Origin of the sequence: Amycolatopsis sp. lyj-23, from assembly GCF_046549135.1 — a bacterium.
Taxonomy (GTDB): domain Bacteria; phylum Actinomycetota; class Actinomycetes; order Mycobacteriales; family Pseudonocardiaceae; genus Amycolatopsis.
Map to the genome: position 1 here is coordinate 51,062 of NZ_JAJPWN010000011.1, position 20,423 is coordinate 71,484.

The 20,423-nt window shown below is 71.7% G+C and carries 22 protein-coding genes and 1 riboswitch; of the genes, 10 read left to right on the top strand and 12 right to left on the bottom strand.

The features are described 5' to 3' along the window. Positions 1–332 precede the first annotated feature (332 nt). Positions 333–2,546, top strand: coding sequence for a discoidin domain-containing protein (locus ACLJPY_RS26990; protein WP_410592565.1), 2,214 nt, complete (start codon positions 333–335; stop codon positions 2,544–2,546). Here the strand turns inward: ACLJPY_RS26990 and ACLJPY_RS26995 are convergent. Together ACLJPY_RS26995 and ACLJPY_RS27000 are read right to left on the bottom strand one after the other, a co-directional pair. Further along, complete coding sequence (locus ACLJPY_RS26995; protein ID WP_410592567.1) at positions 2,448–3,983, bottom strand: FAD-dependent monooxygenase; 1,536 nt, start codon at positions 3,981–3,983, stop codon at positions 2,448–2,450. The genes ACLJPY_RS26990 and ACLJPY_RS26995 overlap by 99 nt on opposite strands. Then, positions 3,980–4,942 (bottom strand): MBL fold metallo-hydrolase, encoded by a 963-nt coding sequence (locus tag ACLJPY_RS27000; protein WP_410592568.1) that lies wholly within the window; start codon positions 4,940–4,942, stop codon positions 3,980–3,982. The genes ACLJPY_RS26995 and ACLJPY_RS27000 overlap by 4 nt, the downstream gene beginning before the upstream one ends. A gap of 97 nt (positions 4,943–5,039) precedes the next feature. On the opposite strand from ACLJPY_RS27000, the gene ACLJPY_RS27005 reads away from it, so the two are divergent. Then, on the top strand, positions 5,040–5,570 hold the full coding sequence (locus ACLJPY_RS27005; RefSeq protein WP_410592570.1) for a MarR family winged helix-turn-helix transcriptional regulator: 531 nt from the start codon (positions 5,040–5,042) through the stop codon (positions 5,568–5,570). After that, positions 5,567–6,031 (top strand): hypothetical protein, encoded by a 465-nt coding sequence (locus ACLJPY_RS27010; protein ID WP_410593060.1) that lies wholly within the window; start codon positions 5,567–5,569, stop codon positions 6,029–6,031. The genes ACLJPY_RS27005 and ACLJPY_RS27010 overlap by 4 nt, the downstream gene beginning before the upstream one ends. A 22-nt stretch (positions 6,032–6,053) precedes the next feature. Here the strand turns inward: ACLJPY_RS27010 and ACLJPY_RS27015 are convergent, their stop codons facing one another. After that, entirely contained in the window at positions 6,054–6,665 is a 612-nt protein-coding gene (locus ACLJPY_RS27015) for a GTP cyclohydrolase II (protein WP_410593062.1), read from the bottom strand. A 96-nt stretch (positions 6,666–6,761) separates the two neighbouring features. Between ACLJPY_RS27015 and ACLJPY_RS27020 the strand changes: the two genes are divergently transcribed. After that, complete coding sequence (locus tag ACLJPY_RS27020) at positions 6,762–7,394, top strand: LysE family translocator (protein ID WP_410592571.1); 633 nt, start codon at positions 6,762–6,764, stop codon at positions 7,392–7,394. A gap of 14 nt (positions 7,395–7,408) precedes the next feature. Here the strand turns inward: ACLJPY_RS27020 and ACLJPY_RS27025 are convergent, their stop codons facing one another. After that, on the bottom strand, positions 7,409–8,470 hold the full coding sequence (locus tag ACLJPY_RS27025) for a cobalamin-independent methionine synthase II family protein (RefSeq protein ID WP_410592572.1): 1,062 nt from the start codon (positions 8,468–8,470) through the stop codon (positions 7,409–7,411). Positions 8,471–8,733: 263 nt separating this feature from the next. On the opposite strand from ACLJPY_RS27025, the gene ACLJPY_RS27030 reads away from it, so the two are divergent. Then, positions 8,734–8,997 (top strand): DUF3040 domain-containing protein, encoded by a 264-nt coding sequence (locus ACLJPY_RS27030; RefSeq protein WP_410592574.1) that lies wholly within the window; start codon positions 8,734–8,736, stop codon positions 8,995–8,997. A gap of 15 nt (positions 8,998–9,012) precedes the next feature. Then, a complete protein-coding gene (locus ACLJPY_RS27035) occupies positions 9,013–10,053 on the top strand; it encodes a DNA polymerase IV (RefSeq protein ID WP_410592576.1) in 1,041 nt (346 codons plus the stop codon). Positions 10,054–10,409: 356 nt separating this feature from the next. Here ACLJPY_RS27035 and ACLJPY_RS27040 read toward each other — a convergent pair whose 3' ends face one another. Continuing rightward, complete coding sequence (locus ACLJPY_RS27040) at positions 10,410–11,057, bottom strand: TetR/AcrR family transcriptional regulator (protein ID WP_410592578.1); 648 nt, start codon at positions 11,055–11,057, stop codon at positions 10,410–10,412. 87 nt (positions 11,058–11,144) lie between these two features. Here ACLJPY_RS27040 and ACLJPY_RS27045 point away from each other — a divergent pair, with 87 nt between their 5' ends. The 4 genes from ACLJPY_RS27045 to ACLJPY_RS27060 all read left to right on the top strand — a co-directional run bounded on the left by ACLJPY_RS27045 (position 11,145) and on the right by ACLJPY_RS27060 (position 14,490). Then, on the top strand, positions 11,145–12,035 hold the full coding sequence (locus tag ACLJPY_RS27045) for an AurF N-oxygenase family protein (RefSeq protein WP_410592580.1): 891 nt from the start codon (positions 11,145–11,147) through the stop codon (positions 12,033–12,035). 40 nt (positions 12,036–12,075) lie between these two features. After that, positions 12,076–12,558 (top strand): GNAT family N-acetyltransferase, encoded by a 483-nt coding sequence (locus ACLJPY_RS27050; protein WP_410592581.1) that lies wholly within the window; start codon positions 12,076–12,078, stop codon positions 12,556–12,558. Positions 12,559–12,589: 31 nt separating this feature from the next. Beyond that, positions 12,590–12,669: riboswitch (S-adenosyl-L-homocysteine riboswitch) on the top strand. 83 nt (positions 12,670–12,752) lie between these two features. Next, complete coding sequence (ahcY, locus tag ACLJPY_RS27055) at positions 12,753–14,213, top strand: adenosylhomocysteinase (RefSeq protein ID WP_410592582.1); 1,461 nt, start codon at positions 12,753–12,755, stop codon at positions 14,211–14,213. 121 nt (positions 14,214–14,334) lie between these two features. Beyond that, positions 14,335–14,490, top strand: a complete 156-nt coding sequence (locus tag ACLJPY_RS27060) for a hypothetical protein (protein WP_004559113.1) — start codon at positions 14,335–14,337, stop codon at positions 14,488–14,490. Positions 14,491–14,849: 359 nt separating this feature from the next. Here the strand turns inward: ACLJPY_RS27060 and ACLJPY_RS27065 are convergent, their stop codons facing one another. The 7 genes from ACLJPY_RS27065 to ACLJPY_RS27095 all read right to left on the bottom strand — a co-directional run bounded on the left by ACLJPY_RS27065 (position 14,850) and on the right by ACLJPY_RS27095 (position 20,068). Then, a complete protein-coding gene (locus ACLJPY_RS27065) occupies positions 14,850–15,059 on the bottom strand; it encodes a hypothetical protein (RefSeq protein ID WP_410592584.1) in 210 nt (69 codons plus the stop codon). A 110-nt stretch (positions 15,060–15,169) separates the two neighbouring features. After that, complete coding sequence (locus tag ACLJPY_RS27070) at positions 15,170–16,036, bottom strand: Ku protein (protein WP_410592585.1); 867 nt, start codon at positions 16,034–16,036, stop codon at positions 15,170–15,172. A gap of 84 nt (positions 16,037–16,120) precedes the next feature. Then, the gene (locus ACLJPY_RS27075) at positions 16,121–17,347 is read right to left on the bottom strand and encodes a styrene monooxygenase/indole monooxygenase family protein (RefSeq protein ID WP_410592586.1); all 1,227 of its coding nucleotides are present in this window, start codon (positions 17,345–17,347) and stop codon (positions 16,121–16,123) included. A gap of 23 nt (positions 17,348–17,370) precedes the next feature. Then, a complete protein-coding gene (locus ACLJPY_RS27080; protein WP_410592588.1) occupies positions 17,371–17,997 on the bottom strand; it encodes a GTP-binding protein in 627 nt (208 codons plus the stop codon). Next, positions 17,972–18,370, bottom strand: coding sequence for a DUF742 domain-containing protein (locus tag ACLJPY_RS27085; protein ID WP_410593064.1), 399 nt, complete (start codon positions 18,368–18,370; stop codon positions 17,972–17,974). The genes ACLJPY_RS27080 and ACLJPY_RS27085 overlap by 26 nt, the downstream gene beginning before the upstream one ends. Before the next feature lie 22 nt (positions 18,371–18,392). Further along, positions 18,393–18,830, bottom strand: a complete 438-nt coding sequence (locus tag ACLJPY_RS27090) for a roadblock/LC7 domain-containing protein (protein ID WP_410592590.1) — start codon at positions 18,828–18,830, stop codon at positions 18,393–18,395. Next, a complete protein-coding gene (locus ACLJPY_RS27095) occupies positions 18,827–20,068 on the bottom strand; it encodes a sensor histidine kinase (RefSeq protein WP_410592591.1) in 1,242 nt (413 codons plus the stop codon). Before ACLJPY_RS27095 ends, ACLJPY_RS27090 begins: the two co-directional genes overlap by 4 nt. Positions 20,069–20,423: the final 355 nt, after the last annotated feature.

The following is a 20,423-nucleotide window of genomic DNA, read 5'->3' on the forward strand; positions in this document are numbered from 1 at the left end:
TGCGCCGAACGGTCGCGGACCACCCCGCGCACCGGTCTGCGGCAACGAATCCGCGGCGGAGCCTTGACGCCGGTGAACTTCGCGCTGTTAACTGCGAACTCACCGACGGAACCGGTTCCGTGACCGCCACCGGGACGGCTCCGCCGCAACGAGCACCTTTCGGGCTGACCGGTTCGCGCTCACCCCTGCTCCGGCACCGCTCTCCCGGCTCACGGCTCCGGGCGGGGTGACCGGGCGCGGACCCGCCGCACCACCCGACGCCGGCGCGAGCTGTGGGGCTCGCACCGGCCCGCCGCTGTACCTCCCGTTTTCCCGATTCCCCAGGCAGGGTCATGAGATCAACGACGTTCTCCCCGGTACACCGCTCCTTCGTCCTCGCCACGGCCGTGGTCACCGCGCTCACGACCGCGGTGGTGACCGGCGCCGCACCGGCCCACGCGGCCGCGTGCGGCACCACCAACCTCGCGCAGGGGCATCCCGCCACCGCGTCGTCCACCGAGAACGGCGGGACGCCGGCGTCCGCCGCGGTCGACGGCAACCTCGGCACGCGCTGGTCGAGCGCGTTCAGCGACCCGCAGTGGCTGCAGGTCGACCTGGGTTCCGCGCAGCAGCTCTGCGACGTGACGCTGAGCTGGGAAGCCGCCTACGCGAAAGCGTTCTCCGTCCAGTTGTCCCCGGACGCGAGCAACTGGACCACGGCGTACTCGACGACCACCGGTACCGGCGGCACGCAGACCGTGCCGCTGTCCGGCACCGCGCGGTACCTCCGGATCACCGGCACCCAGCGGGCCACGCAGTACGGCTACTCGTTGTGGGAGGTCGCCGCGCACGGCACCGGCGACACCACGACCATCCCGCCGACCGACCCGCGCAACCCGAACCTCGGGCCCAACGTGTCGGTGTTCGACCCCTCGACCCCGGCCGCGACGATCCAGGACCGGCTGACCCAGCTGGCGAACCAGCAGCACACGAACCAGTTCGGCGACGAGCGCTACGCCGTGCTGTTCAAGCCCGGCACGTACAACGCCGACGTCAACCTCGGCTTCTACGAGCAGGTCGCGGGCCTGGGCCTGTCCCCGGACGACGTCAACCTCAACGGCCACGTCCGCGTCGAGGCGGACTGGCTGCAGCAGGGCGACAACCCGAACAACAAGGGCAACGCGACGCAGAACTTCTGGCGCTCGGCCGAGAACCTGTCGGTGACGCTGCCGGCCGGCCAGGTCGAGCGCTGGGCCGTCGCGCAGGCCGCGCCCTACCGCCGGATGCACCTGCGCGGCAGCCAGATCCAGCTGTGGAACGGCGGTGACGGCTGGGCCAGCGGCGGCCTGATCGCCGACAGCAAGATCGACGGCGTCGCCGTTTCCGGCTCGCAGCAGCAGTTCTTCACCCGCAACAGCGAGCTCGGCGGCTGGCAGGGCGGGGTGTGGAACATGGTGTTCGTCGGCTCGACCGGCACGCCACCGGCCTCCTTCCCGAACCCGCCGGAAACGGTCGTCGGCCAGACGCCGGTGGTCCGGGAGAAGCCGTTCCTCTACGTCGACGGCTCCGGTAGCTACAACGTGTTCGTCCCGGCACTGCGGCAGAACTCCTCCGGGACGAGCTGGGGTCACGGCGCCCCGGCCGGGCAGTCGATCTCGCTCAGCGAGTTCTACGTCGCGCACCCGTCCGACTCGGCGGCCACGCTCAACGCGGCGCTGGCGGCGGGCAAGAACCTCCTCGTGACGCCGGGCGTCTACCACCTCGACCAGGCGCTGAACGTCACGCGCCCGGACACCGTGGTGCTCGGGCTGGGCCTGGCGACGCTGATGCCCACCAACGGGACCGCGGCCATCACGACGTCCGACGTGGACGGGGTGAAGATCGCCGGGCTGCTGATCGACGCCGGCGCGGTCAACTCGCCGGTGCTCGTGCAGATCGGCCAGCCGGGGTCGAACGCGAACCACGCGGCCGACCCGGCGTCGCTGCACGACGTGTTCTTCCGGATCGGCGGCGCGGCCGTCGGGAAGGCCACGCAGACACTGGTGGTCAACTCGAACAACGTCATCGGCGACCACATGTGGCTGTGGCGCGGCGACCACTCGAACGGCGTCGGCTGGAACGTCAACACCGCGGCCAACGGTCTCGTCGTCAACGGCGCGAACGTGACCATGTACGGCCTGTTCGTCGAGCACTACCAGCAGTACGAGGTGCTCTGGAACGGCAACGGCGGGCGGACGTACTTCTTCCAGAACGAGATGCCGTACGACCCGCCGGACCAGGCTTCGTGGTCCAGCGGCGGCGGACGGCAGGGCTGGGCGGCGTACAAGGTGGCCGACTCGGTGACCAGCCACGAAGGCTGGGGGCTGGGCAGCTACTGCTTCTTCAACACGAATCCGTCCATTGTGGCCAGTCACTCGTTCGAGGTGCCGAACAGCAGCGGGGTCCGGTTCCACAACCTCGTTTCGGTGTCACTCGGCGGCGTGGGCACGATCGCCCATGTCATCAACGACACGGGTGACGCCGCGAACACCGGGCACCAGGTGAGCCCGCTCGTCTCCTACCCGTAACACCGCGGCGACGTACGCGTCCGGGCGGACCAGCCAGGCTTCGCCCGGGCGCGCGTCGAGCGCCCCGCCCAGCGGGATCTCCACCGATCGCAGCCCTTCGGCCCGCACCCCCGGGGTCGTCAGGGCGAGGAAACCCGGCCGGGCCAGGTCACGCAACCGTCCACTCGCGACGGTGACGTCCGGGAGCAGCACGCCCGGTCCCGGCGCCGGCAGCCCGCCCCGCGGCGGCCGTCCCCCGAACGGCCGCCCGGGGTCGGGCGTGGTCAGCGGCGAGCCGGTGTACCAGAACGGTTCGGCCAGCCGCCCCGAGTCGACCTGCTCGCAGGCCGCCGGGTCGTGCGCCGCCCGCGTGAGGACGTCGAGCCGGCGACGGCGCTGCTCGTCGTCCCGCGGCACCAGGAAGTCCATCGTCGCGGTGGTGACGGCCGCGTTCTCCACCGCCGCCGCGTGCCGCTCGGCGTGGTAGCTCTCCAGCAGCTCCTCCCCCGCTTCGCCGCGCAGGACGGCGGCCAGCTTCCAGGCCGCGTTCTCCGCGTCGGCCACGCCGGAGTTGAGGCCGCGGGCGCCGAAGGGCGCGACGAGGTGCGCGCAGTCCCCGGCGAGCAGCACCCGGCCGACGCGCATCCGCGGGACCAGCCGGGTGTGGAAGCGGTACACCGAGCGCCAGACGACCTCGTAGGGCTCCTCGCCCAGGATCGCGCGGATCCGGCGGTCGAGCGCCCCGCCCGACTCCTCGGCCGCGAGGTCGTAGTCCTCGGGTACCTGCCAGTCGATGCGGAACTGCGAGCCCGGGCACGGGTGGATGAGCACCTGGCGGCCCGGGTTCCACGGCGGGTCGAAGTAGAACCGCCGCTCGGCCGCCCAGCCCGGCAGGTCGGCGCGGATGTCGCAGATGAGGAACAGGTCCCGGAACGACACGCCCTCGAGGTGCTGCCCGAGGGCCCGCCGCACGGTGTCGCCGCGCGCGCCCGTGCAGGCGATCGCGTAGTCCGCCTCGATCCGGCGCGGCCCGTCCGTCGTCTCGCAGTGGACTTCGACGCAGCCGGGCTGGGTCAGGCCGGTGACGCGGTGGCCGCGGCGGACGTCGATCAGCGGCTGCCGGGCGATGAGCTCGTCGAGGACCTCCTCGACGCGGGCTTGGGAGAGGTTGACGAAGGGCGGCAACGCGGATCCGGCGTCCGGCAGGTTCAGCGAGAACAGCTCGGCGTCCCGGTGGAACGTCCGCGCGGTCCGCCAGGTCAGGCCTTCCTCGGCGAGGCGGCCCGCGCCGAGCCAGGCCCAGACGTCCAAGGTGTCCCGCTGCTGGCAGATCGCCTTGGACCCCACGGGATCGCGCCGCTCCTGCTCGTCGACGAGCACGACCGGCACCCCCCGGCGCGCGAGCAGCAGCGCGGCGGTCCGGCCGACCGGTCCGCCGCCGAGGACCGCGACCGTCATCCTTGGAGCTGGTCCCAGACTTCGCGGTCGCGCTCGGCGGTCCACACCACCGGCCGCTCGACGCCGGACAGCTCGTCCCACAGCCGCGAGACGTCGAAGGGCAGGCAGTGCTCGAAGATCGGCCAGTGGCCGTACTCGCCGTTCAACGCGGCGTGGGTGCGTTCGAAGGCGTCCTTGAGCGTGCCGCCGGCGTCGCGGACCGCGCCGACCTCGCGGATCATCGTGTCGAGGAAGTGCCGGGTCTGCGCGATGGCGGCGTCGACCGCTTCGCGGCCGCGGCTCACCCCGCCGCGGCCGCCGATCAGGACCTCCGCCCCGAACGCGGCCACCCGGTCCAAAGTGGACGATGCCCAGTCGCGGTGGAACGCGTCGCCGGTGTACAGCGCGGCCTCGGCTTCCACGAGGTCGCCCGCGTAGAGGATCTTCTGCCGCGGCAGCCAGGCGACGAGGTCGCCCTCGGTGTGGCCGCGCCCGCAGTACTGCAGGACGAGGTCGCCGCGGTCGCCGCCGAGGTCGATCGTGAGCCGGTCGGAGAAGGTCAGCGTCGGCCAGGTCAGCCCCGGCACCGATTCGGCACCCTTCGCCAGCCGCGGCATGCGGCCGAACTCGCTTTCCCAGTCCTCTTTGCCCCGCTCGGCGACCAGCGCGCGGGTGTTCTCGTGCGCGACGATGACGTCGGCGTCGAACGCGGACGCGCCGAGCACGCGCACGGCGTGGTAGTGGCTCAGCACCAGGTACCGCACGGGCTTGTCGGTGTGCTCCCGCAGTTTCGCGAGCCATTCGGCGGCCGCGACCGGGGTCGCCAGCGCTTCGAAGCAGACGAGGAAGTCCTCGCCCTCGATCGCGCCGATGTTCGGGTCGCCCTCGGCCGTCAGCGCGTACACGCCGTCCGCGAGGACTTCCAGGGTCTGCGCTTTCTCCGCCAGGTCGGCCGAAGAGGCGAAGGCTTTCTTCGTCACGGCGAGCGCTCCTTGCTCGTCAAAGGCTTGACTATCGGCGCGGTCAGGCTAGCCCGCCGGGCCGCCGCGGGGAACCCGTCGTCGCTAACCTGGCCGCATGACCGACCGACCGGCCGACCTCGACTACCTCTCGTTCGTCGACTACGCAATCGGGAAGACCCAGGCCGAGCTGCCCACGACCGACCCGGTGGCGATGCGCCTCGGCCTGACGCTGCACCGCCTGGCCGGCGCGCTGGTCTACGACTGGGAGTCGACGGTCCACCGCCCCCGCGGCTGGAGCTGGGGCGGCTTCCGGGTGCTGTTCGTGCTGTGGCTGGCGGGCCCCCTGGAGTCCCGCCACGTGGCCCGGCTGGCGGGGATGAGCCGCGCGGCGGTGTCGGCGCTGGTCAAGACCCTGGAGCGGGACGGCCTGGTGACCCGCACCCCGGTCCCCCGCGACCGCCGCGCAGTCGAGCTGACGCTCACGCGAGCGGGCCACACGGCGGTGGCCGACGCGTACCAGGAGCACAACACGCGCGAACAGGCCTGGGTCGCGGCCCTGACCCCGGCGGAGCAGACGGCGTTGATCGGCCTCCTGGAGAAGCTCACCACGAGCCCGGCCGCCGCAGCCGCCCAACGCCTCGCCTGACCCTCAAGCCACGCAACCCGACCGCCCAGGCACGCAAGCCGACCCTCCAGGTACGCAGCCCGACCCTCCAGGCACGCAAGCCGACCCTCCAGGCACGCGACCCGACCCTCCAGGCACGCAAGCCGACCCTTCAGGCACGCAGCCCGACCCTTCAGGCACGCAGCCCGACCCTCCAGGCACGCAGCCCGACCCTCCAGGCACGCGGGCCGACTCTCGGCGTACGCAAGCCGACCACCCACGCACGCAGGCCGACCCTCCAGTGTCGCGCATCTCAGGTCCGTGGCAGCGGCCCGCCCCGAGCGCCCCAATGTGGCCTTGGTTGCGTCTCACGCACCGAAGGCCGCCTTGGGTGCGTGAGACGCACCGAAGGCCACATTGGGGCGCTCGGGACCCGCACCCACGCCCGGCCCGGCCCGGCCCGGCCCGGTAGCGTCAACGAACCTGCGAACCCGCGGCAGTAGGCGCGCGGGCCGGCCCTCCGGGTCAGCTGGCCAGGCCCGGCAGGCTCAACGTGTGCCCGGTCTGCTCGGCCTTCGCCCGCAGATACCGCACGTTGTTCTCGGTCGCGTACACCCCGGTCGGCACCCGGTCGCGCACCGCGATCCCGGCCGCCTGCAGCTGGGCCGCCTTGTCCGGGTTGTTGGACAGCAGGTCGACGCGGTCCACGCCCAGCGCGCCGAGCATCTGCGCCGCAACCGTGTAGTCGCGAGCGTCCTCCGGCAAGCCGAGGGCGGCGTTCGCGGCGTAGGTGTCCAGACCGCCGTCCTGCAGGGCGTACGCGTCGAGCTTGTTGTACAGCCCGATCCCGCGGCCCTCCTGGCGCAGGTACAGCAGGTACCCGCCGGCCTCGGAGATCCGCCCGACGGCCTCGGCCAGCTGCGGGCCGCAGTCGCAGCGCGCCGACCCGAAGACGTCGCCGGTCAGGCATTCCGAGTGCGGCCGCACCAGCGGCACCGCCCCGGGCGTGCCCAGGACGAACGCGAGGTGCTCACCCCCGTCGGCCAGGCCGCGGAAGGTGACGGCTTCGGCGTCGACCGCGAGGCCGCCGTCGAGCCGCAGCGGGATCCGCACCCGCGTCCGCACCTCGGCCGTCATGCCTTCGCCCCTGGAATCACCCACAAGATCGACCCTACACCAGTTCAAATTCGAACATTCTGCCCCGCGGCGACGAGCGGTCGTACCCTCGGGGCCATGATCCCCGGTGCCACCGCTGCCTCCTTCCTGCTGGTCGTCGTGCTCGGCGCGATGTCGCCGGGGCCCGACTTCGTCGTCGTGACGCGCTCGGCGCTCAGCGGGGGACGGCGGGCCGGGATCGCCGCCGGCACCGGGATCGCGCTCGGCGTCTTCGCCTGGGTCGTCGCGATCGCGCTGGGGGTCGCGGCCGTGCTCACCGCGTCGGCGCTCGCCTTCACCGTCGTCAAGCTGGCCGGAGCGGCCTACCTGGTCGTCCTCGGCGTCAAGGCGTGGCTGGCCGTGCGCCGCGGCGAGTACCGGGACCTCGGGGAAGCCACCGCGGCGCGGCAGCTCGGGGCGGGCGCCGCCTTCCGGCAGGGGCTGACGACCAACCTGCTCAACCCCAAGGTCGCCGTCTACTTCCTGGCGCTGCTCCCCCAGTTCCTGCCCGCCGACGGCTCCACCCTGCAGACCCTCGAACTCGCCGCGATCGCCACCGCCGGCACGGTCCTCTGGTTCATCACCCTCGCCGTCGTGGTCGGGGCGCTGAAGCGGTTCTTCAGCGCCGGCCGCGTCCGGCGGGGCCTCGACGCCGTGCTGGGCACCGTGCTCGTCGCCCTCGGCCTCAAGGTCGCCGCCGAAGCGGCCTGAACCGGCGGTGTGGCTCAGCCGAGCGCCTCGGCAGCCAGGCGCGTGCCCTCCACGCGCGCCGCGATCTTCGCGAACGCGATGTCGCGCGAGGTCGACGTGTCGTCGGCGAACGGCGAGAACCCGCAGTCGTCGCAGGTGCCGAGCCGCTCGGCCGGGAGGTACTTGGCCGCCGTGAGCACCCGGTCCCGGACCTCTTCCGGGGTTTCGACGCGCGGGTCGATCGGGTCGATGACGCCGACGAACACCCGCTGGTCGGCCCGGAGCTGCTCGGCGATCACCCGCAGCGCGCGCTCGGGGTCGGCTTCGCTGGCCAGCTGGACGAAGAAGCGGCCCGCCTTGAGGTCGAACAGCGCCGGCAGCAGGCCCGCGTAGTCGACGTCGAGGCTGTGCACGGAGTCCTGGTCGCCGCCCGGGCACGTGTGGACGCCGATCTTCGCCCGTTCCTCGGCGGTGAACCGGTCGAGCACGGCGTTGTTGAGCTCGACGAACTGCCGCAGCAGCCCGCCGGACGGGTCGAGCTTCAGCGACAGGCGCCCCTCGGTGAAGTCGATCTGCACGCTGTCCGCGCCCGCCTCGAGGCTGCCGCGGATGTCCGCCTCGGCCTCGTCCACCAGGTCGGCGACGAACTGCTCCCGCGAGTACCCGTCGATGCCGTCGGCGGGGTAGATCAGCGACAGCGCGGACGCGGCGATCACCGCCTGCTTGACCGGCCGGTCGGTGCGCGTTTTCGCCTCCCTCAGGTACGACTCCGCGTGGGTCGCGTAGCGGAAGGGACCCGCGGTGAGCCGCGGCAGCTGCCGGGTGTGCCCGTCGGCGAACGGGATGACGACGCCGTCCGGCGCCAGGGCTTCGAGACCGGCCAGCGGGTACGTCGCGAAGCTCGGCTTGCCCTGTTCCCCGTCGGTCAGCACCGGTGAGCCGGTCTCCTCGAACCGCCGGATCGTGTCGGCCAATGCCCGGCTTTCGAGCTCGGCGAGCGCGGCGGCGTCGATCCGGCCGGCGGCGAACTCACCGAGCCCCTCGACGAGGTAGGCAGGGCGCGGGATGCTGCCGATCGGTTCGGTGGGCAGGGTCATCGAGTCCTCCGGCTGTTTGAAGGGCCTGACCGGCAGGCGGCACGAAGGCAGGACGTGGCCACCCGGCCGCCCCCACCGCCGTCCGGTCCGTGACCGGCCACGTTCGAACAGCAACATAACGTGGCCGACGCCGGTCACGGAGCGCGGATCACCCGGTCGGCCCAGAGAAAAGCACGAAATCGGAAGGCGTTCGGCGGTTCGCGGGGAGGACGATTGGGTATTCGCTACGGCGATACGGCGGGTTCGGCGCCGAAGGAGGCGCGATGCTCAGTCACCACGACCGCACCGAGCTCGAGAAGATCGAGCGGACCCTGGAGCTCAGCGACCCCGATCTCGCGGCTGCCCTGCGCGACGGCCGGCGCCCGAAGTCGCGCGCGCTGCGCGGCGCCTTCCTGATCTTCTTCGACATCGCCGCCGTGACGCTGCTGGTCCTGGGTCTGGTGCTGCCCGACCCGGGCGTGACGCTGTGCGGGATCCTCGCGCTCACCGGCACCGTCTGGACCCACGTGGCGCGCCACCGGATCTGAGGCAGACTGGGCGGGGTGAAGTGGGTCCTGCACGTCGACCTCGACCAGTTCATCGCCGCGGTCGAGATCGCCCGGCACCCCGAGCTGCGCGGCAAGCCCGTCGTGGTCGGCGGCAACGGCGACCCCACCGAGCGAGCCGTGGTGGCAACGGCGTCGTACGAGGCCCGCGAGTTCGGCGTGCAGTCCGGCATGCCGCTGCGGATCGCCGCCCGGCGCTGCCCCGACGCCGTGTTCCTGCCCAGCGACCCCGACGCGTACCTCGAGGTGTCGGCGCGGGTGATGGCGGCGGTGCGGGAGCTGCCGGTGGTGCTCGAGGTGCTGGGCTGGGACGAAGCGTTCGTCGGGGCGGAGACGCCGGACCCCGAGGCCCTGGCGGCGTCGATCAAGGAGAAGATCGCGACCGAAACGGGGTTGTCGTGCGCGGTCGGGATCGGCGACAACAAGCTGCGGGCCAAGCTCGCCACCGGGTTCGGCAAGCCGGGCGGGATCTACCGGCTGACGCAGGAGAACTGGTGGGACGTGATGGCGGCCCGCCCGACCGACGCGCTGTGGGGCATCGGCGGCAAGACGGCGAAGAAGCTCGCTTCGCTGGGCATCCACACGGTGCTGGACCTGGCGGGCGCCGACCCGGCGGAGCTCGCGGCGCGCTTCGGCCCGAAGACCGGCCCGTGGCTGCGCCTGCTCGGCGGCGGCATCAGCGACGCCGAGGTGAGCGCGACGCCGTGGGTGGCCCGGTCCCGCAGCCGCGAGACGACGTTCCAACGCGACCTGACGGACCCGGCGGAGATGGCGGCGGAGATCTCGGCGCTGGCGAATCGCGTCGCCCAGGACGTCGTCGAGGAGGGCCGCCCGGCGGCGCGGGTGGCGGTCAAGGTGCGGTTCGTGCCGTTCCTGACCCACACGCACAGCATCACGCTGCCGGAGCCGACGTCGGACGCGGCGGAGCTCGACCGGGCGGCGCGGGAGGTGCTGGGGATGTTCGAGCTGACCCGCGCGGTGCGGCTGCTGGGCGTGCGGGCGGAGTTCCCGCGCGAGGACCAGGCCGCGGCCGGCTAGCGGGCGGGCCGAGCTGCGCCCAGCCCGGCTCCCAGGCGACCTCCCGGGCGGGAGGCTAAAGCCCCTCCGGCAGCGGCAACGGCCGGTCCCGCCCCGCGCGACCGGTCCACTGGCTCCCACAGTGCAACTCGAGGCGCGCGAACCAAGCTCCCACCCAAGGACCGAGGTCCTCCGCAGCCGGGCCGGCTCCAGATTCACCCCGTGCGGCCGACCCATCGAAATCCGCGACGCAGCCGCCTGGGCGCGCGAACGAAACCTCCCGTGCGAGAGTAAGGCCCCCTTCCGCGGCAAAGCCCGGTCGAGGCAAGGCTGCGTCCCGCCCGGCTCCCGGGCGAACCGGATCTCCCGGGCGAGGACTACAGCCCCTCCGGCAGCGGCAACGGCCGGTCCGGGTCCAGTTCCACTCCGCCCGCGCGCAGCATGTGGTCCAGCATCGCCCAGATCGTGCCGGTGAGCTGGGCCGTCAGCTGGGGCAGGGTCAGCGTGCCCGGGTGGTCGAGCCAGCGGGTCGTCGCCGATTCGACGTAGCCGACCAAGCCGAACGCCATCGCGTCCGCCGGGGCCGGGTCCAGGCCGAACGCCGTCAGGTACCCCGCGAACAGCGAGCTGAGGTGGCGGGCGATCGCCCCGCGGACGTCGGGGCCGTCCGGGGTGCCGCGGGTCAGGTAGCGGTGCAGGTGGGCGTGCTCGGTCAGCCAGCGCAGGTGCGTCGAGATCACCGTGGAGATCATCTCGTTCGGCGAGCCCTCGGGGTGCCACAGCGGCGCCAGGTCGGCCGTCACCAGCTCGGCCGCCCGCTGGGCGATCGCCCGGCGGAGGTCCGCCGCGTCGGAGAAGTGGCGGTACAGGCGGGTGCGGGCGACGCCGGCGCGCTCGGCGATCTGCTCGGTCGAGACGTCCGGGCCGTGCTCGGCGATGGCGGCCAGTGCGGCGTCGACGAACTCCGCGCGCCGCCGTTCCTGCTGGCCCGCCCAGCGCGTCGCCCGTCCGTCGACCTTGGTCACGGCGAAAGCCTACTCACCGGCCGCCCGGCGGTGTACGCTCCCGAACTAGCTAGTACACCGCGTACCCCCTACTTTTCGGAGGCCGCCATGGGCGTCGAGGCCCAGGACCGGGACGTCACCGCGGCTCGCCTGCTCAAGAGCTCCGCGAAGAACTCCTACGACCCGTACGTCGACATCGACTGGGACGCGCCGCTCGCCGAAGGCAAGGCGTACATGCCGCTCGAACGCGTCTCCCTCTACGGCACGGACCTCTGGGCGAAACTGACCCCGGAGCAGCGGATCGAGCTGTCCAAGCACGAGATCGCCAGCATCATGAGCGTCGGCCTGTGGTTCGAGATCGTCCTGATGCAGCTGCTCGCCCGGTACGTCTTCGACCTCGACGCGCGCACCGAGCACGCGCAGTACGCGATGACCGAGATCGGCGACGAGACCCGGCACTCGGTCATGTTCGCCCGCACCGCCGAGCGGCTCGGTGTCCCGCGCTACGGCGTCCCGAAGGTGGTGCACCGCGCCGCGAAGGTGTTCGGCGCCACCGCCGCCGGGCCGTCGATGTTCGCCAGCGTGCTCGTCGCGGAGGAGACCACCGACCGGCTCCAGCGGTCGATGATGGACGACGACGGCATCCAGCCGCTGATCCGCTCGGTCAACCGCATCCACGTCGTCGAGGAGGCCCGGCACGTCCGGTTCGCCAAGGAGGAGGTGCTGCGGGAGACGCCGAAGCTGTCGAAGGCGGCCCTGCAGCGCCACCGGCTGCGCACCGCGCTGGTCGCGTTCGGCGTGATCGACAGCATGGTCGACGCGCGGATCTACCGCAGCGTCGGGATCGACCCGCGCGAAGGCCGGGCCGCGGCGCTGGCGAACCCGCACTTCCACGAGACGCGCCGCTGGATGGCCGAGAAGATCGTGCCGTTCCTGCGCGAGGCGAGCCTGATCGGCGGCCGTTCGGAAGGCATCTGGCGACGCGCGCACCTGGTCTAAATCCCTCGCGCCCGTCCCCGGCGTCCGCCAGGCTGCCCGGGTGATCACCACCCGGACCGCCCGCGCCGGGGACGAAGCCGTCCTCGCGAAGCTCGACGAACGCACGTGGACCCCTGCCGTCTCCCCCGCGCCCGCTCCCCCGCCCGGGACACCCTTCTTCGACGACGGCACGCGCCCCGAAGACGTCCTGGTCGCCGAGCACGAGGGCGTGGTCGCCGGGTACGTGCGGCTCGGCGCGGGGTTCGGCATCCCGGCCCACCGGCACGTGGTGGTGATCGACGGGCTCGCCGTCGACCCGGACCGGCGCCGGCTCGGCATCGCGCGGCGGCTCGTCGAGGCCGCCGTCGCCGAGGCGCGCCGCCGCGGCGCCCGCAAGGTGACGCTGCGCGTGCTGGGGCCCAACACCGGCGCCCGGCGGGTGTACGAGCGGTGCGGGTTCGTCGTGGAAGGCGTGCTGCGCGGCGAATTCCGCATCGGCGGCACCGATGTCGACGACGTTCTCATGGCCCGCCCCCTCGCTTGACAGCCTCGCCGCGGCTTTGCCATCCTGGGTGCGGGCCGAGAGGCGCTGCGACGGAGATCCCCTTCCGCCACGCTCGGCCCGAGACCACGACTCCAAGGGCGCCTCCCGCGAGGGAGGTGCCTCTTTCGTTGTCTTCACCGACTTTCGTGCTGCCTCCCGAGCGCATCCCGACGAACTCCGGAGTGCACCGAAGCATGAGTGACAAACTGCAGACCCGAAACGGCCTCGACTTCGCCGTGGCCGACCTCACCCTGGCCGACGCCGGCCGCACGCAGCTGCGGCTGGCCGAGCACGAGATGCCCGGCCTGATGGCGATCCGCCGCGAGTACGCCGCCGCGCAGCCGCTGAAGGGCGCCCGCATCGCCGGGTCGCTGCACATGACCGTGCAGACCGCCGTGCTCATCGAGACCCTGGTGGCCCTCGGCGCGCAGGTGCGCTGGGTGTCCTGCAACATCTTCTCCACGCAGGACGAGGCCGCCGCCGCGGTCGTCGTCGGCCCGGAAGGCACCGCCGACGCCCCGGCGGGCACCTCGGTGTTCGCGTGGAAGGGCGAGACGCTCGAAGAGTACTGGTGGTGCACCGATCAGCTCTTCGCCTTCCCGGGCGGCCAGGCCCCGAACATGATCCTCGACGACGGCGGCGACGCCACCCTGCTCGTCCACAAGGGAGTCGAGTTCGAGGCGGCCGGCGCCGTCCCGCAGCCGTCCGAAGAGGACCCGGAGGAGTACCGGATCGTCCTCGACACCCTCCGCGCGAGCCTCGCCGCCGACGGCGACCGCTTCATCCGGATGGCCAAGGAGATCCGCGGCGTCACCGAGGAGACCACCAACGGCGTCAAGCGGCTCTACAAGCTGGCCAAGGACGGCGAGCTGCTCTTCCCCGCGATGAACGTCAACGACTCGGTGACGAAGTCGAAGTTCGACAACAAGTACGGCATCCGGCACTCCCTCGTGGACGGCCTGAACCGGGCCACCGACGTGATGATCGGCGGCAAGCGCGTGGTCGTCTGCGGCTACGGCGACGTCGGCAAGGGCGCGGTCGAGGCGCTGCGCGGCCAGGGCGCCCGGGTGGCGGTCACCGAGATCGACCCGATCTGCGCGCTCCAGGCGGCGATGGACGGCCTCGACGTCGTCGAGCTCGACGACGTCGTGGCCGACGCGGACATCTTCATCACGACCACCGGCAACTTCGGGATCATCTCGGCGGACCAGATGGGCCGGATGAAGCACAACGCGATCGTCGCCAACGTCGGGCACTTCGACAACGAGATCGACATGGCCGGGCTGGCGAAGCTGCCGGGCGTCGTGAAGAACGAGATCAAGCCGCAGGTCCACGAGTGGACGTTCCCGGACGGCCACGCGGTCATCGTGCTCTCCGAGGGCCGCCTGATGAACCTCGGCAACGCGACCGGCCACCCCTCCTTCGTGATGTCGAACTCGTTCACCAACCAGGCGATCGCCCAGATCGAGCTGTTCACCAAGCCCGGCGAGTACGCCACCGACGTCCACCGGCTGCCGAAGCACCTCGACGAGAAAGTGGCCCGCCTGCACCTCGACGCCCTCGGTGTGAAACTCACCAAACTCACGAAGGCCCAGGCGGAATACATCGGCGTCGACGTCGAAGGTCCGTACAAGCTCGATCACTACCGGTACTGATCCGAGATTGCTCCATTCGCCGTAGTTTGGTTTATCGGGAAAATGGCCATCCTCCCCGCGAGAGCGCATCCGCCCGGACGGCACGGAGCCGGGCCGGGTCTCATGCGAAGGAGTGTGTCAAGTGATCATTCTCGGTGTGATTCTCCTTGTCATCGGGTTCATCGTGGGCATCCCGGTGCTGTACACCATCGGTATCATTCTCGCGGTGGCCGGCGTGGCACTGGCCATCCTGGGCGGCACCGGCCGCCGGATCGGTGGCCGCGCACACTGGTACTGATCCCGGGACTCCCGCCACGGCCTGGCGCGGACCGGCAGCGATGCCGGTGCGCGCCGGGCCGTTCGGCCGTTCGGGACGCAGACCGCAAAAGGTAAGCGCAAAGCAAATCCGCCGGCGTTTCCACCCGGCGGATTTCTTGCGTCCTGCCCAACGCAGGGCAGCCCGACGAAAAGGGTCCTCCGGCTCCGAGGGGGAGGGAGAGCCGAAGGACCCCGTTAGTGTTAGCACATCGCCCAGCGCGTGTACACAGCTGCATACACGATCGGGTTACGAGCTCGACGGCACCCGAACACGCGCAGACCTTCCCGGCAGGCGCGGGAGCCCGGCCGGGAAGGGCCGCCCGGATCCTGGCGGGAGGCTCAGGAAGCTCGGCGCAACAACGGCTTCCCGGGTGCGGCGGCACAGCCGCACCCGCCGCCGATGCCCTGGCAGTCGACGATCAGCGCGTGCCGCAGGCGGTCACCGTCCTCACAGGCCGGTTCCGTGCACTCGGCGAATCCGCCGTCCGGGTGCACCACCAGCGTGCCGTGGCAGTGGTCGATCCCCGCGTCACAAGAAGCACACCCCACGACCGGCCGCCTTTCCGCGCTCGTGCCCGACGTGCCCCAAGGTAGGGCCGGGACGCGGCCGGTTGCGGCACTGCGGCGGCGTGTCGGCACAACCACCCGACCGGGGCCCCTCAGGCGGGCTTCGGCGCCCGCTTGCGCGCGGCCGGCTTCTTCTTCGCCGGCTCGGCGTCCTCTTCGGACGCCTCCGAAGTGGACTGCCGCGACTTCTTCGCGGCGTCCACACTGGCCTGCAGGGCCGCCATCAGGTCGACGACGTCGGCCTTGGCGGTGACCGACGCCGGCTTGGTCGTCTCGTCGCCGGCAACCTTGGCCTCGATCATCTCCTCGAGGGCCTCGCGGTAGTGGTCGTGGTACTTCTCCGGCTCGAACACCGGCTCGGCCAGCGAGTCGATCAGCGAGCCCGCCATGGTCAGCTCCTGCGGGCGGATCTGCGGCGGGTCGTCGCGCAGGAACGGGAAGTCCGGCTCGCGGACCTCGTCCGGCCACAGCATGGTCGTCATCACCAGCACGTCGGCGTGCACCCGCAGCACCGCCATGCTCTCCCGCTGCCGGACCGCGACCTTCGCGATGGCCACCTGGCTCGACTTGTGCAGGGCGTCCCGCAGCACGACGTACGGCTTCACCGCGTTCTTCTGCGGCTCCAGGTAGTAGGTCCGGTCGTACTGGATCGGGTCGATCGACTCCAGCGGCACGAACTCCAGCACGTCGATCGTGCGCTGGGTGGACAACGGCAGCTCGGCCATCTCCGCGTCGGTGATCACCACCATCTCGCCGTCGGGCAGCTCGTAGCCCTTGGCGATCTCGGCGTACGGCACCTCCTGGCCGTCGATGGTGCAGAACCGCTTGTACTGGATGCGGCCGCCGTCGGCCTCGTGCACCTGCCGGAGCGAGACGTTCTTGTTCTCGGTGGCCGCGTACAGCTGGACCGGGATGCTGACCAGCCCGAACGACACCGAGCCCTTCCACATCGCCCGCATGCCACGCACCTCCGATAGACCGCCAGGTCGACTTCACGCTCGGTAACTACCGTAGCCCGAATCGTCCATCGGCGACAGTCGGATCTAGAGCTCTGCCAGGTACTTCTCCCAGCGTGCCGGATCCATGAACCAGTGCCGGAAGTCGGTCGGATCGGAGAACCCGTTGGCGAACCGCCGCGCGACCGCCGGGTGCTGCCCCGCCGCCCCGAGGATCTCGAGCACGTGCGGGGGCGGCGGGAGGAGCAGGGCGTTCGTCCATTCGGTGACGTGCCGGGCGTACTCCCAGTAGCGCTCGAAGGTCGCTTCCATCCACGCGGCGTCGAACGGCTGGTCGCCGTGGGCCACGATGGCGTCGAGGTAGGTCGTGGCGCAGTGGCTGGCGTTGTTCGAGCCCTGCCCGGTGATCGGGTCGTTCGCCACGACGACGTCGGCCATGCCGAGCACCACCGCCCCGCCGGGCAGGGTTCCGACCGGGTGGCGCACGACCGGCGTGTACCCGCCGGCCAGGGTCGCCTTCGCGTCGGTCAGCTCCGCCTCGCGGCAGCGGTCGTACTCCCACGGCACGTACTGCCGCATGAGGTCGAGCACGCGCTTGAAGTGCTCGTCCGGGCCCGGGCGGTCGTCGAAGCAGTCCAGCGGCCCGCCGGGCACGCCTTCGAAGAAGAGGATGTCGCAGTTCCCGCTCAGCGTGTACGCCGGGATCATGAACAGCTCGCCGACACCGGGGACGATGTTGAACCGCAGCCCCACCTTGTCCGGGTGCTCCGGACGGCGGCCCACTCCGTGGGCGTAGACGAGCGAGAGCGTGCGCATCGGCCGGGTGTACGGCGACCGCTCGGGCACCCGGTCGAACAGCTGGACCAGCTCGCCCTTGCCCGCCGAAACGACCACGAGGTCGTACAGCCGGGCCAGCGCGTCCAGCTCCGACGTCATCACGCCGTGGATGACGAGCTTGCCGCCGCGGTCCTCGAACAGCTCCAGCCAGCCGGCCATCTTCACCCGCTGGTCGACCGACTGCGCCGGGTGGTCGAGCTCGCCCAGCCAGTCGAGCGCGCGGCCGCCGTCCGGCGCGGCCACCGAGACGCCGAGGCCTTCGATGTCGACCGTGTCCGCTTCCCACAGGTTGATCCCGAGGTCCCGCTCGTGCTGCAGGGCGTAGTGGAACATGCACTGCGTCGACATCACCCGCCCGCTGCGGATCTCCTCCGGGGTCCGCGCGGACATCACGGTGACGTCGTAGTCCTTCGCCTGCAGCCCGAGGGCCAGTTGCAGGCCGGACTGCCCGGCGCCCACGACCAGGACCTTGCGCATGGAGCTCTTCACCTTCCAGGGGTTCAGGCGAGCGGGGTGCTGCCGGCGAGCTCGCGGCCCGCCGGGCCGGAGAGCACCGCCAGCGACAGCGTGTGGCCGACCAGTTCGGTCAGGGTGGCGATCGTCGACGCGCGGTCGCGGGCGTCGCAGGTGACCAGCGGGACGCTCGGGTCGAGCGCGAGGGCGTCCCGGACCTCTTCGAGGTCGTGCACCGGCATGCCTTCGAACTGGTTGACCGCGACGATGAACGGCAGCTCCGAGTCGTTCTCGAAGTAGTTGATCGCCGCGAAGGATTCGTCGATCCGGCTGGTGTCGACCAGCACGACCGCGCCGAGCGCGCCGCGGCTCAGGTCGTCCCAGAGGAACCAGAACCGCGCCTGCCCCGGCGTGCCGAACAGGTACAGCAGCAGGTCCGGGCGCAGCGTGATCCGCCCGAAGTCCATCGCCACCGTCGTGGTCGACTTGCCACCGGGCGGGATTTCGTCGATGCCCTGCCCGGCCTCGGTCATCCACGCCTCGTTGCTCATCGGCGGCACTTCCGACACCGCGCCGACGAAGGTGGTCTTGCCGACACCGAAGCCCCCGGCGACGACGATCTTCGCGGAGATCGTCAGCAGATCGCCCTCAGGCGGGGAGCCGCTTGAGCCCATCAAGGATCCTCTCGAGCACGTTGGTGTCGTGGTGGTAGGCGTGCGCGGTGGGGTGGACGAACACCGCGCCCTGGGCGGCGAGGTCGCCGAGCAGCACCCGCACCACGCCCAGCGGCAGGTCCAGCCCGACCGACAGCTCCGCGACCGAGCACCGCACCCGGGCGCGTTCGTAGAGCGAGCGGGACTCGGGCATCAGCGTGTCGCTCAGCGCGGGGTCGTACTGCGGCACCGAAATCAGCGTTTCCACCAGCAGCTGGAAGCGCGTTCCGGTACGGCCGCCGGTGAGGGCGTACGCGCGGATCCGGCGGCTGCGGCGCGGCAGTGTGGTCTCCGGCGGGGTCTCCGGCGGGGTGTCCGGTTCGGACACGGGCATCACATCCTGGTCAGGCACGGTGTCACATCCGGGGCCGGCGCGCGGTCAGCACCTGCCGCAGCTCCGCGCGCACCTCGGGGGTGAGCGCGTGGCCGGCGTTGGTGATGAACTGGGTCATCTCGTAGGCGACCACCTTCATGTCCGCCTCGCCCGAGGTCAGCACCGCGAGCCCGGCACCGGACCCGATGCCCATGAACAGGAAGTAGCCGTGGGTGAGCCGGATGATGATCTGCTCGCACTGACCCTTCCCGAACAGCGCCGCGCTGTTGCCGGCGAGCGAAAGCAGGCCGCTGGCGATCGCGGCGAGCTGTTCGGCTTCGGCCTCGCCGACCGAATCCGACGCGGTCAGCGGGAAGCCGTCCACGCTCATGATCAGCGCGTGGCTCACCCCGTGGACCTTGCGCACGAAGTCGTCGAGCAGCCAGGCGAAGTTCGCCGTGGCCGGGTGGGGTGCGCTCACCGGGCGGTTCCTCCGGGCGTCTCGTCCTGACGGGTGCGGTTCTCCGCCAGCGCGGCCTGCTCGCCGTCGGCGAACGCCCCGAGGTCGGCCAGCAGCCGTTCGTGCCCGGCGGCGTCCGGCGCCGGCGCGGGTGGCGGCGGCGGTGGTTCCGGTGCGGCACCGCGGATGCTGCCCGGCACGCGGCGCGGCAGGCCGTTCGCCGTGGTCCCGCCCGCGGCCCGCTCGACCGGCTGCGGCCGCGGCCGGGGGCTGGGCTTGCCGCGGGGCGCGGCGTCCGGGTCCTCCCGCGGGAAGGCGGCCGCCCGGCGGTGCGGCAACCCGCCGGCCGCGGCCGGTTCGCGGCCGGGCGCGACCGGCTCGATGGTGACGGTCCGGGTGCCCGACCACGCGTGCTCGGCGAGCTCGGTGACGACGCCGGTGGGCAGCAGCACGGTGGCCACCGTCCCGTGCGGGCTGCGCCGGTCGAGCCGGACGGTGACGCCGTGCCGGGCGGCCAGGCGGGCGACGACGGCGAGGCCCATGTGCCGCGCCGCGGCGTCGTCGAGGTCGCCACCCGCTTCCAGCCGCGCGTTGAGGTCCCCGATGCGGTCGGCGGGGATGCCGATGCCCTCGTCCTCGATCCGGACGAGCACGCTGCCCTGTTCGGTCAGGTGCGCGCTGACGTGCACCGGCGAGCTCGGCGAGGACTGGTTGGCGGCGTTGTCGAACAGCTCCGCCAGCACCCGCCCGAGGTCTTCGGCGGCGAAGCCGACGACGCCGAGGTTGACCACGCGGCCGATGGTGATCCGGGCGTAGTGGTTGATCGAGGACATCGCCTCGCGCATGAGGTCGAGCACCGAGGTCGCGCGGGCGGCGCCGTCGGCGGTGTCCTGCCCGGCGAGCACGCGCAGGTTCTCGGCGTTGCGCCGCAGCCGCGTGGCGAGGTGGTCGAGCTGGTAGAGCTCGGCGAGGCGGTGGTGGTCCTCCTCCCCCGCCTCCAGCTCCTCCAGCCGCGCCAGCAGCTGGTCGAGGAGGTTGAGGTCACGCAGGGCGACGCTGGCGCAGATCTCGGCCAGGACGCCTTCGCCGGACGGCGGCGCCACCGGCTCCGGCCGCGTCAGCTCCACGAACGCCGGCCCGGCCGCGGGTGCGTACCCGGGGTGCTTCGGAGGCGCGGTGAGGAACTGCGCGGCGGCGACGCGCGAGCGGTCCAGCAGGACGCGTGATCGATCCAGGAGTTCCCGGGCCCGGCTCGCCATGTGGTCCCACTTCTTCCTTGCTCAGGTTCGGAAACGACTGCGGAAACGGCTTCGCTCCGCCGACCCCCGGCGGCGATGCGGGACATGCAAGCAGAAAGGTTCGTGGGATGTCCACAGGCCGTTCCCGCGCGATCGCCGTGCGTGATCTTGAATTCGGAGCGTCGCCGCTGGTGAGCGCAGCGGATTAGGCCATTCGGTTCAATTTTGCAAATTGCGGGTCGCAACACTGCGCACGCGGCCGTCGAACGCCCAGCTGACGCAGGCCCTTGCCGCGGAGCCGCAGGTCGTGCCCGATTCGTCCCGAACTTGCGTGTCACGCAATTTTTTGCGCGGCACGCAAGTTTTTCGCTACACT

Bases quoted from the DNA above. Each gene is read 5' to 3' on its own strand.
- ACLJPY_RS27030 (WP_410592574.1), top strand. From the start codon at position 8,734: ATGCTCAGTCACCACGACCGCACCGAGCTCGAGAAGATCGAGCGGACC.
- ahcY (WP_410592582.1), top strand. From the start codon at position 12,753: ATGAGTGACAAACTGCAGACCCGAAACGGCCTCGACTTCGCCGTGGCC.
- ACLJPY_RS27075 (WP_410592586.1), bottom strand. From the start codon at position 17,347: ATGCGCAAGGTCCTGGTCGTGGGCGCCGGGCAGTCCGGCCTGCAACTG.
- ACLJPY_RS27045 (WP_410592580.1), top strand. From the start codon at position 11,145: ATGGGCGTCGAGGCCCAGGACCGGGACGTCACCGCGGCTCGCCTGCTC.
- ACLJPY_RS27085 (WP_410593064.1), bottom strand. From the start codon at position 18,370: ATGCCCGTGTCCGAACCGGACACCCCGCCGGAGACCCCGCCGGAGACC.
- ACLJPY_RS27080 (WP_410592588.1), bottom strand. From the start codon at position 17,997: ATGGGCTCAAGCGGCTCCCCGCCTGAGGGCGATCTGCTGACGATCTCC.
- ACLJPY_RS27015 (WP_410593062.1), bottom strand. From the start codon at position 6,665: ATGACGGCCGAGGTGCGGACGCGGGTGCGGATCCCGCTGCGGCTCGAC.
- ACLJPY_RS27020 (WP_410592571.1), top strand. From the start codon at position 6,762: ATGATCCCCGGTGCCACCGCTGCCTCCTTCCTGCTGGTCGTCGTGCTC.
- ACLJPY_RS26995 (WP_410592567.1), bottom strand. From the start codon at position 3,983: ATGACGGTCGCGGTCCTCGGCGGCGGACCGGTCGGCCGGACCGCCGCG.
- ACLJPY_RS27070 (WP_410592585.1), bottom strand. From the start codon at position 16,036: ATGCGGGCGATGTGGAAGGGCTCGGTGTCGTTCGGGCTGGTCAGCATC.
- ACLJPY_RS26990 (WP_410592565.1), top strand. From the start codon at position 333: ATGAGATCAACGACGTTCTCCCCGGTACACCGCTCCTTCGTCCTCGCC.
- ACLJPY_RS27095 (WP_410592591.1), bottom strand. From the start codon at position 20,068: ATGGCGAGCCGGGCCCGGGAACTCCTGGATCGATCACGCGTCCTGCTG.
- ACLJPY_RS27005 (WP_410592570.1), top strand. From the start codon at position 5,040: ATGACCGACCGACCGGCCGACCTCGACTACCTCTCGTTCGTCGACTAC.
- ACLJPY_RS27025 (WP_410592572.1), bottom strand. From the start codon at position 8,470: ATGACCCTGCCCACCGAACCGATCGGCAGCATCCCGCGCCCTGCCTAC.